Source organism: Pseudomonas sp. SA195, from assembly GCF_054131565.1.
The window spans coordinates 3,157,835-3,168,144 of record NZ_CP096392.1; the positions used below are offsets into that span (position 1 = coordinate 3,157,835).

Consider the following 10,310-nt stretch of genomic DNA (forward strand, 5'->3'; position numbering starts at 1 on the left):
AAGAAGCGCCAGTGCCTAGCGATCCCGATCATGTAACCAGCGCAGGGCCAGCCTGCGAGCTTGCGCGTCGGCGGCCAGGATGTCATCAAGGCTGCGAGCCGCCACCGACGCTTCGGTATCTAGTACCCGCTGGATGATACCCGCGATTTCGGTGAAGCGAATCCGCCCATCAAGGAAGGCATCGACCGCTACCTCGTTTGCCGCGTTGAGCATCGCAGGCGCGGTACCACCCACCTCCGCAGCTACGCGCGCGATGCGCAGGCAGGGAAAACGTTCTTCATCTGGCGCCTGGAAATCCAACCGACCGATGCGTAGTAGATCCAGCGCTGACACGCCCGAGTCGATCCGCTCCGGCCAGGCCAGCGCATGCGCAATCGGCGTACGCATATCCGGGTTACCCAACTGAGCCAGCACCGAGCCGTCCACATAGTCGACCATCGAGTGGATTACGCTTTGGGGATGAACCACGACCTCGACCTGTTCGGGACGGGCATCGAAGAGCCAGCAGGCTTCTATCAGCTCCAGCCCCTTGTTCATCATGCTCGCCGAGTCGACGGATATCTTGCGCCCCATAGACCAGTTCGGATGAGCGCAGGCCTGAGCAACCGTTACAGCGTCCAGCTGTTTCAGCGGCAGCTCGCGAAACGGCCCCCCAGACGCAGTCAGCAGAATCCGCCGAACCCCGACACTGGCAAGCCCCTTTTGGTAGCCACCCGGCAAACATTGGAAAATGGCGTTGTGCTCGCTGTCGATAGGCAACAACACCGCGTCGCTCTGGTTCAACGCCTGCATGAACAGGGCGCCAGACATCACCAGCGCCTCTTTATTGGCCAGCAGTACGCGCTTGCCCGCCTCTACCGCCGAGAGCGTCGGTCGCAGCCCCGCCGCGCCGACGATCGCTGCCATGACTGCGTCAGTTTCCGGATGCGCGGCGACTTCGCAGAGCCCGCCCTCGCCCACGAGCACTCGGGTAGCGACGCCATCGCCATCGAGCTGGTGCTGCAGTTCTGCGGCCCGTTCGGCATCGGCGACCACGGCGTAACGCGGCCGATACTTGGTACAGAGCGTGCGCAACTCGGCGATACGATTGAAGGCGGTCAATGCGAAGGCTTGATATCGAGCCGGATGCCGACCAATGACATCCAAGGTACTCAACCCAATCGAACCGGTGGCGCCTAGTACAGTGACCTGTAACGGCCTATTCACCACGATCCCCACCCTGCGAGCCATAACAGGACCGTGAACACAGGCACGGCCGCAGTCAGGCTGTCGATGCGATCCATGACCCCTCCGTGTCCGGGCAGCAATTGACTGCTGTCCTTGATACCCGAACTGCGTTTGAACATGCTTTCGGTAAGGTCGCCAACCACCGAAACCACCACGACCACTGCCGCCCCCATGACAGCCAGGACAAGCTCACGCGCCAACCAATCGCGATAGAACCCTACCACCAGCGTGATCACCAGGCTGGTAATCAATCCGCCGATCATCCCTTCCCAGCTCTTGCCAGGGCTGACTTGGGGCGCCAGTTTGCGACGCCCGAGCGCCTTGCCAGAAAAGTATGCGCCGATGTCCGCAGCCCAAACCAGTACCATGACCGCCACGATCAACCAATTACCTTGCGGCCATTGCTTGAGGAGCAGCAAGGCTTGCCAGGCGGGCAACAGGATCAACAAGCCGATTACCAGGCTACCGCCTCGGCCACCCCAATGGCGCTGACTAGCCGGATAGGTCAGTACAAAAAAGGTCGCGATAAGCCACCAGACCACACTTGCCGACAAGACCCAAGGACCGAGGACTGGAAACTGATAAAGCAGGATCAGCAATACAGCAACCAGCGTAGCGTAGCCAGTCCGCACCGGTTGCGCCTCGAAACCTGCGAGCCGCGCCCATTCCCAGGCGCCTAGCGTCACCACCGCGCCGATGAATAGCGCGAAAGCTGCACCGTCGAGAAGAAAGAATCCGATCAGTGCGATCGGTACGAGCACGGCGGCGGTGATGATGCGCTGCTTCAACATTCTGCTCGGGCCTCGGTCTCGACCTGGTCGCCGGTCTTGCCGAAACGTCGCTGGCGCGTCGCAAAATCGGCGAGAGCGGTCCGCATGGCGTCGTGCTTGAAGTCCGGCCAGAACAGGTCTGAAAAATAGAGTTCGGCATAGGCGAGCTGCCACAGCAAGAAATTGCTGATACGTCGCTCCCCGCCGGTACGGATGCACAAATCTGGCGCCGGCGTATCACCAGTGGCGAGATAGCGCTGGAAAAGCGCCGGGCTTATCTCCTCAGGCTGGAGCCGACCAGCCTGCGCTTCGCGAGCCATGAGTTGCGCCGCTTGGAGGATGTCCCATTGCCCACCATAATTAGCCGCCACCTGGAGAATGAAACGCCCGCTCCCTGCAGTCATTTCCTCGGCCTCGAGCATGGCGGCTTGCAGTTCCGGATGGAAACGGCTGCGGTCACCAATGATGCGCAGGCTAATGTCGTTGTCGTTGAGACGGCGCGCCTCGCGCCTCAGCGCCGAGAGGAACAGCTCCATGAGTGCACCGACCTCGTCGGCCGGGCGCTGCCAGTTCTCACTGGAAAACGCGAATAGCGTGAGGACTTCAACCCCCGCCTCAGCACAGACCTCGATCACCGCCCTGACCGCATCGACACCGGCCTTGTGTCCGGCGACACCGGGCAACAAGCGCCTCTTGGCCCAGCGGTTGTTGCCATCCATGATGATTGCAACATGACGGGGCACATTCCGCCTGGCAATCTGCCTGACCTTATCCATGAAACGACTCTACCTGCGTTCAATCACGCTGCGAACAAAGGGAGGAACTGACGCGGCAGCCCCAGGGGATAGGACTCGATAGCCCCTCGCCTGCCAGAAGCGGCAGGCGCCAACATGAGCGGGACGGACGATGGCCCGACACCAGCTCACACCGCCATCAGGTCGTTTTCCTTGGCTTCTAACGCCTTGTCGATCTCAGCAACATACTTGTCGGTCAGCTTTTGAACGTCATCCTGTGCACGACGTTCCTCGTCTTCGCTGATTTCCTTTTCTTTGACCAGATCTTTCAACTGTGCCAGCGCGTCGCGACGGATATTGCGCACCGCTACTCGAGCGTTCTCGGCTTCGGCGCGTGCCTGCTTGGAGAAGCCCTTGCGCGTCTCCTCGGTCAATGCCGGCATCGGGACCCGGATGGTGGTGCCCGCGGTCGAGGGATTGAGACCAAGGTCGGACGTCATGATGGCCTTCTCGACGGCCTGGATCATGCTGCGGTCGAATACGGTCAGCGCCAGCGTGCGGGAATCCTCGGCAGTCACGTTGGCTACCTGACGAAGCGGTGTGTCCGACCCGTAGTAAGGCACCATGACGTTATCCAGAATGCTTGGATGCGCACGACCAGTGCGGATCTTGGCAAAGGCATGCCCCAGCGACTCCAGGGACTTCTTCATGCGCTCCTGCGCGTCTTGCTTGATCTCATTGATCATTGGTTCGCTTCCTCGATGAGGGTGCCTTCGGCGCCGCCGAGCACAATATTCAGCAGTGCGCCGGGCTTGTTCATGTTGAATACACGCAACGGCATATTGTGATCGCGGCACAGGCAGATCGCCGTCAGATCCATCACGCCGAGCTTGCGGTCGAGCACCTCGTCGTAGCTCAGCTGCTCGAACTTTTCGGCATTGGGATCTTTGAACGGGTCGGCAGTATAGACACCGTCGACCTTTGTGGCCTTCAGTACGACGTCCGCGTGGATCTCGATCGCCCGCAGGCAGGCAGCCGAATCGGTGGTAAAGAAGGGGTTGCCGGTTCCTGCGGAGAAGATCACGACCTCGCCGGTTTTCAGGTGCCGCATGGCCTTGCGACGGTCGTAATGATCCGTCACGCCCACCATGGAGATGGACGACATCACCAGCGCTGGGATGTTGGAGCGCTCCAGCGCATCGCGCATCGCCAGCGCATTCATGACGGTAGCCAGCATCCCCATGTGGTCGCCAGTGACGCGATCCATGCCCGCGGCTGAGAGCGCCGCGCCGCGGAACAGGTTGCCGCCCCCAATGACGAGACCTACCTCGACGCCGATCCCTACCAGTTGGCCCACTTCCAGCGCCATGCGGTCGAGCACCTTCGGATCGATGCCGAAATCTTCCGAACCCATCAGTGCCTCGCCGCTCAATTTGAGCAGGATGCGTTTATAGCGAGGGTTGCGTGCACTCATCTGCTGAGCCATTGGCGTTGTCTCTCCTGCGGCGATTGTATGGCGGCCCGATTGGCCCGCCAGAAAATATCTGCGCTATGACAGCGCAAGCAAGGCTTGGTGCCACGCGATGACGATAACGTGACGAAACTTTCCTTTCTCCATTTCGACGAAGAGGCCGCGCGCGTGAGCGGGCAGCCTCTTCGAGGACAACGGAGCGATCTTACTGCTTGGTGGCGGCGACTTGCGCAGCAACTTCGGCGGCGAAGTCGACTTCGGCACGCTCGATGCCTTCACCTACTTCGAAACGAACGAAAGAGACGATTTCAGCACCGGCCTTCTTCGCGAGATCGCCGACCTTCACGTCGGGATCCTTGACGAAAGGCTGCTCGACCAGGCTGGCCTCGGCCAGGAACTTGCTGATACGACCAGCAACCATCTTCTCGACGATCTCGGCAGGCTTGCCCTTGATCTTATCTTCGTTCAGCGCCATGAAGATTTCCTTCTCCTTGGCGACCGCTTCTTCGGAAACCTGCGACGGCTCGAGGAACTGCGGGTTGCTCGCTGCAACGTGCATGGCGATCTCACGGGCCAGCTCGACGTTGCCGCCCTTCAGCGCAACCAGAACACCAATGCGATGACCATGCAGGTAGGAACCGATCAGATCAGCCTGGACGCTGCTCAGGCGACGAATGTTGACATTCTCGCCGCACTTGGCGACCAGGGCTTCGCGATCCGACTCCTGGGCGGCGATCAGCGGCGCGGCCTCGGTCATGTTTTCAGCGAAGGCCTTTTCGATGCTGGCATTCACGAATGCCTTGAAGTCATCCTGCAGAGCCAGGAAGTCGGTCTGCGAATTGACTTCGATGATCACGGCGCGCGTGTTGTCGTCGGAAACCTTAACGGCGATCGAACCTTCGGCAGCAATGTTGCCGGCCTTCTTGGCGGCCTTGATGGCGCCTGCGGCACGCATGTCATCAATGGCCTTCTCGATGTCACCACCAGCGGCGGTGAGTGCCTTTTTGCAATCCATCATGCCTTGGCCGGTGCGCTCGCGCAGTTCTTTAACCAGGGCTGCAGTGATCTCTGCCATGTTTGCAAATCCTCTCGATTTGGTTATTCGATCTTCACCCAAGTTCGGGGCGAACAATTCGGAAGTGGCAAAAAGGGGGCATAGCCCCCTTCTTGTTCAACGGGTATCAGCCAGGCGACAGCAGCGCTTAGCCTTGAGCAGCCTCGGCTGCAGACTCTTCGACGAACTCATCGGCACCGCCAGCGGTGTTCTGACGGCCACGCAGTACTGCATCGGCCATAGAGCTCAGATAGAGTTGCACAGCACGGATGGCGTCATCATTACCGGGAATGATGTAGTCGACGCCTTCCGGGCTGCTGTTGGTATCGACAACGCCGATGACCGGAATGCCCAGCTTGTTGGCTTCAGAGATCGCGATGCGCTCGTGATCAACATCGATGACGAACATGGCATCAGGCAGGCCGCCCATATCCTTGATACCACCCAGGCTGCGCTCGAGCTTCTCGAGGTCGCGGCTGCGCATCAGCGCTTCTTTCTTGGTCAGCTTGTCAAAGGTGCCATCCTGCGACTGGACTTCCAGATCGCGCAGACGCTTGATCGATGCACGGATGGTCTTGTAGTTGGTCAGCATGCCGCCTAACCAGCGATGGTCGACGTACGGCGAACCGCAACGAGCCGCTTCCTCGCGCACGACCTTGCCAGCAGAACGCTTGGTGCCCACGAACAGAATCTTGTTCTTGCCGGCCGCCAGCTTTTCAACGAAACGCAGAGCGTCGTTGAACATCGGCAGGGTCTGCTCGAGGTTGATGATATGGATCTTGTTACGCGCGCCGAAAATGTACTTGTTCATTTTCGGGTTCCAGTAACGGGTCTGGTGGCCGAAGTGCACACCGGCCTTCAGCATATCGCGCATAGTGACTTGAGACATGGGACTTCCTCGGATAGTCGGGTTAGGCCTCCACGCGTCCCGATATCCAACTCTTACGAGCACCCAGGATACCGTGTCGACACGTGTGTGGGGTTAGGCTCAGGCGGGCAGTCCCGCAGAGCGGCGCGTTTTATAGCACAAAGAGGCGGGCCGGGCTAGCGCGCATTCCATCGAGGCGCGACAACCGGTAACGCACCCCGCCGGGGTCCTGCAGCCTGCAGGGCCCCGGCGCTTTGGTTTATCATCTGGCTCTTCGTTTTTCCGCCTGCGCCTCTTGGCGCCAAGAGGACTGCATGACCGTTTCGATCAAGACCCCCGAAGACATAGAAAAGATGCGCGTCGCCGGCCGCCTCGCCGCCGAGGTACTGGAGATGATCGGCGAGTACGTCAAACCCGGCGTCACCACCGAGGAGCTTGATCGTCGATGCCACGACCACATCGTCAATGTCCAGCAGGCGATACCGGCACCGCTGAACTACAAGGGCTATCCCAAGTCGATCTGCACGTCGATCAACCATGTCGTTTGCCATGGCATTCCAAACGACAAGCCGCTCAAGGACGGCGACATCCTTAATATCGACATCACGGTCATCAAGGACGGCTACCACGGTGACACGAGCAAGATGTTCATTGTCGGCAAGGCGCCGGAATGGGCGGAGCGCCTGTGCAAGATCACTCAGGAGTGCCTCTATAAAGGCATCGAGATCGTCCGCCCAGGCGCGCGTCTCGGCGATATCGGCGAAGTGATCCAGAAGCATGCCGAGAAGAACGGCTTTTCCGTGGTCCGCGAATACTGTGGCCACGGCATCGGCAAGGTTTTCCACGAAGAACCGCAGGTGCTTCACTATGGCCGCGCAGGTACCGGCCTCGAATTGAAGGAAGGCATGACCTTCACCATCGAACCGATGATCAACCAGGGCCGATCCGAGACGCGGCTGCTGGGCGATGGCTGGACCGCGATCACCAAGGACCGCAAGCTTTCCGCACAGTGGGAGCACACCATCGTGGTCACTGCCAACGGCTACGAAATCCTAACCCTGCGCAGCGACGACACCATCGCGCATACCGCACCCTGACGCAGCCATCACCACCTTCTGAAGGGAGACGACCATGCCTCAGGTTGACCCTGAACTGTTCGACCGCAGCCAGTTCCAAGCGGAGCTCGCGCTCAAGGCCAGCCCGATCGCGGCCTTCAAGAAGGTGATTCGACAGGCCCGCGAGGTGCTTGACCAGCGATTCGTTGCGGGGCGCGACATCCGCCGCCTGATCGAGGATCGCGCCTGGTTCGTCGACCAGATTCTTCGCGCGGCATGGGAGCGCTTCGACTGGAGCGCCGATGCTGAAATCGCCTTGGTCGCGGTCGGCGGCTACGGGCGCGGCGAGCTGCACCCCTATTCCGATATCGACCTGCTGATTCTGCTCGACGACAGCGATCACGAAATCTTTCGCGACGCGATCGAAGGCTTCCTAACCCTGCTCTGGGACATTGGGCTCGAAGTCGGCCAGAGCGTGCGCTCGGTCGCTGAATGCGCCGAAGAGGCACGCGCTGACCTAACGGTCGTCACCAACCTGATGGAAAGCCGGACGATTGCCGGCCCGGAGCGCCTGCGCCAAGACATGCTTCGCGTCACCAGCCCGAGCGAGATGTGGCCCAGCAAGGAGTTCTTCCTTGCCAAACGCGAGGAACAGGCGGCGCGTCACGCCAAGTACAACAACACCGAGTACAACCTCGAGCCCAACGTCAAAGGTTCGCCCGGAGGCCTGCGGGACATTCAGACGATTCTCTGGATCGCGCGGCGCCAGTTCGGCAGCCTCAACCTGAGCGCCATCGTCGACCAGGGCTTTCTCACCGAGGGTGAATATGCCCTGTTGGTTTCCAGTCAGGAATTCATCTGGCGCGTTCGCTATGGGCTGCACATGCTCGCTGGACGCGCTGAGGATCGCCTGTTGTTCGACCACCAACGCAGCCTGGCCGCCATGCTTGGCTACGAGGACAGCGACGCGAAGCTGGCCATCGAACGTTTCATGCAGAAGTACTACCGCGTGGTGATGAGCATTTCCGAGCTCAGCGACCTGGTCGGCCAGCATTTTGCCGAGGTGATTCTCTGGGAGGGAGATACCGGCCCCGCTGTGGCGCTCAATAGCCGCTTCCTGATACGTGACGGCTACCTCGAAGTTGCCAACGACTCGGTATTCACGCGCCGCCCATTCGCCATCCTCGAGACCTTCGTGCTACTCGCTCAGCACCCGGACATCCAAGGCGTGCGCGCAGAAACCATTCGCCTGCTGCGCGACCACCGGCATCTGATCGACGACGATTTCCGCAGCGACATACGCAACACCAGCCTTTTCATCGAATTGTTCAAGTGCAAGGAAGGCATCCATCGCAACCTGCGCCGAATGAACCGCTACGGCATTCTCGGCCGCTACCTGCCCGAATTCGGCCACATTGTCGGGCAGATGCAGCACGACCTGTTCCACATCTATACGGTCGACGCCCACACGCTGAACGTCATCAAATACCTGCGCAAACTCAGCAAGCCCGGCGTTGCAGAGAAGTACCCGTTGGCGAGCAAGCTGGTCGAGCGCCTGCCCAAGCCTGAACTGATCTACATTGCGGGCCTCTATCACGACATAGCCAAGGGGCGCGGCGGCGATCACTCCGAACTCGGCGCGGTCGATGCCCAGGCCTTTTGCACACGCCACAAGCTGCCCGCCTGGGATACCCGCCTGGTCGTCTGGCTGGTAGAGAATCACCTGGCGATGTCGACCACCGCCCAGCGTAAGGACCTGTCTGACCCACAGGTCATCAATGACTTCGCGCAACAGGTAGGTGACGAAACGCACCTGGACTACCTCTACGTGCTCACCGTCGCCGATATCAACGCGACCAACCCGACGCTGTGGAATTCGTGGCGCGCCAGTCTGCTGCGCCAGTTGTACACCGAGACCAAGCGCGCCCTGCGCCGCGGCCTGGAAAACCCGCTCGACCGAGAAGAGCAGATCCGCCAGACCCAGCGTGCCGCGCTCGACAACCTGGTGCGCAACGGCACTGATCCCGACGACGCAGAGCAGCTCTGGGCCCAGCTTGGCGACGACTACTTCATGCGCCACAGCTCCACGGACGTCGCCTGGCACACCGAAGCGATCATCGAGCACCCGAGCGACGGTGGTCCGCTGGTGTTGATCAAGGAAACTACGCAGCGAGAATTCGAGGGAGGAACGCAGATATTCATCTACGCGCCCGATCAGCACGACTTCTTCGCCGTGACCGTGGCGGCAATGGACCAACTCAATCTGAACATCCACGACGCCAGAATCATTACCTCGAGCAGCCAGTTCACCCTCGACACCTATATCGTGCTCGACGCCGACGGTAGCCCGATCGGCAACGACCCGAAACGCACCGAGGAAATCCGGCAAGGTCTGATCGACGCCCTCCGCAACCCCGACGACTACCTCACCATCATCCAGAAGCGCGTGCCGCGGCAGCTCAAGCATTTTGCCTTCCCGCCACAGGTGACCATTCACAACGACATGCAGCGCCCGCAGACCATCATTGAAGTCGTTGCGCCCGACCGTCCCGGCCTGCTCGCACGAATCGGCCAACTCTTTCTCGACTTCGACCTGTCGGTGCAGAACGCGAAAATTGCGACCCTTGGCGAACGGGTAGAGGACGTGTTCTTCGTGACCAATGCGGACAACCAGCCGCTGTCGGACCCGCAGCTGTGCATCAAGCTGCAGCAGGCGATGATCAAGCAGCTCTCACAGGAGAATGAGCGGCAACCGTCGCCCAGCAGTATCGTGATCTGAAGCCGGACCGGCGATCAGTCCCAGGGCTTGCCGCGGGTCTTGGCGGTTATCGGCAGTTTTTGCTGCATGGCCGCCTTGGCCAGCACATGGGCGCTAACCGGCGCGGTCAGGAACAGAAATAGCGTGATCAGGACCTCGTGAAAACTCAGCCCCTCGCCCTGATGGCTGAAAAAGATCATCGAGCCGATCACGATTCCCCCGACACCCAGCGTCGTGGCTTTCGTCGGCCCGTGCAGACGGGTAAAGAAATCTGGCAAGCGATAGAGACCAATGGCTCCCACCAACGCAAATGCGCTGCCTACCAGCAGAAACACGCATACCAGCAGTTCGATCCAAAAGGGCATCGCAGGCT

At 60.3% G+C, this 10,310-nt stretch carries 10 protein-coding genes; 2 read left to right on the top strand and 8 right to left on the bottom strand.

The genetic code is table 11. The features are described 5' to 3' along the window. Positions 1-15 precede the first annotated feature (15 nt). The 7 genes from ispC to rpsB all read right to left on the bottom strand — a co-directional run bounded on the left by ispC (position 16) and on the right by rpsB (position 6,145). Positions 16-1,206 carry a 1-deoxy-D-xylulose-5-phosphate reductoisomerase gene (gene ispC, locus M1D78_RS14660; RefSeq protein ID WP_437420722.1) on the bottom strand — a complete coding sequence of 397 codons (1,191 nt, stop codon included), beginning with the start codon at positions 1,204-1,206 and terminating at the stop codon, positions 16-18. After that, the gene (locus tag M1D78_RS14665) at positions 1,203-2,018 is read right to left on the bottom strand and encodes a phosphatidate cytidylyltransferase (protein WP_437420723.1); all 816 of its coding nucleotides are present in this window, start codon (positions 2,016-2,018) and stop codon (positions 1,203-1,205) included. The genes ispC and M1D78_RS14665 overlap by 4 nt, the downstream gene beginning before the upstream one ends. Next, on the bottom strand, positions 2,012-2,773 hold the full coding sequence (gene uppS / locus M1D78_RS14670) for a polyprenyl diphosphate synthase (RefSeq protein ID WP_437420724.1): 762 nt from the start codon (positions 2,771-2,773) through the stop codon (positions 2,012-2,014). The genes M1D78_RS14665 and uppS overlap by 7 nt, the downstream gene beginning before the upstream one ends. A 146-nt stretch (positions 2,774-2,919) precedes the next feature. Beyond that, positions 2,920-3,477, bottom strand: a complete 558-nt coding sequence (gene frr / locus M1D78_RS14675; RefSeq protein ID WP_437420725.1) for a ribosome recycling factor — start codon at positions 3,475-3,477, stop codon at positions 2,920-2,922. Next, a complete protein-coding gene (gene pyrH / locus M1D78_RS14680) occupies positions 3,474-4,217 on the bottom strand; it encodes a UMP kinase (RefSeq protein ID WP_437420726.1) in 744 nt (247 codons plus the stop codon). Before pyrH ends, frr begins: the two co-directional genes overlap by 4 nt. Positions 4,218-4,407: 190 nt before the next feature. Beyond that, positions 4,408-5,277: a translation elongation factor Ts gene (gene tsf / locus M1D78_RS14685; RefSeq protein WP_437420727.1), complete on the bottom strand. Its 870-nt coding sequence runs from the start codon at positions 5,275-5,277 to the stop codon at positions 4,408-4,410. Between the two features lie 127 nt (positions 5,278-5,404). Then, the gene (gene rpsB, locus M1D78_RS14690; RefSeq protein WP_437420728.1) at positions 5,405-6,145 is read right to left on the bottom strand and encodes a 30S ribosomal protein S2; all 741 of its coding nucleotides are present in this window, start codon (positions 6,143-6,145) and stop codon (positions 5,405-5,407) included. Positions 6,146-6,438: 293 nt separating this feature from the next. On the opposite strand from rpsB, the gene map reads away from it, so the two are divergent. Together map and M1D78_RS14700 are read left to right on the top strand one after the other, a co-directional pair. Next, positions 6,439-7,221 (top strand): type I methionyl aminopeptidase, encoded by a 783-nt coding sequence (map, locus tag M1D78_RS14695; protein WP_437420729.1) that lies wholly within the window; start codon positions 6,439-6,441, stop codon positions 7,219-7,221. A gap of 34 nt (positions 7,222-7,255) precedes the next feature. After that, entirely contained in the window at positions 7,256-9,958 is a 2,703-nt protein-coding gene (locus M1D78_RS14700) for a [protein-PII] uridylyltransferase (RefSeq protein ID WP_437420730.1), read from the top strand. A 14-nt stretch (positions 9,959-9,972) separates the two neighbouring features. Here the strand turns inward: M1D78_RS14700 and M1D78_RS14705 are convergent, their stop codons facing one another. Next, on the bottom strand, positions 9,973-10,302 hold the full coding sequence (locus tag M1D78_RS14705) for a Na+/H+ antiporter subunit G (RefSeq protein WP_437420731.1): 330 nt from the start codon (positions 10,300-10,302) through the stop codon (positions 9,973-9,975). Positions 10,303-10,310: the final 8 nt, after the last annotated feature.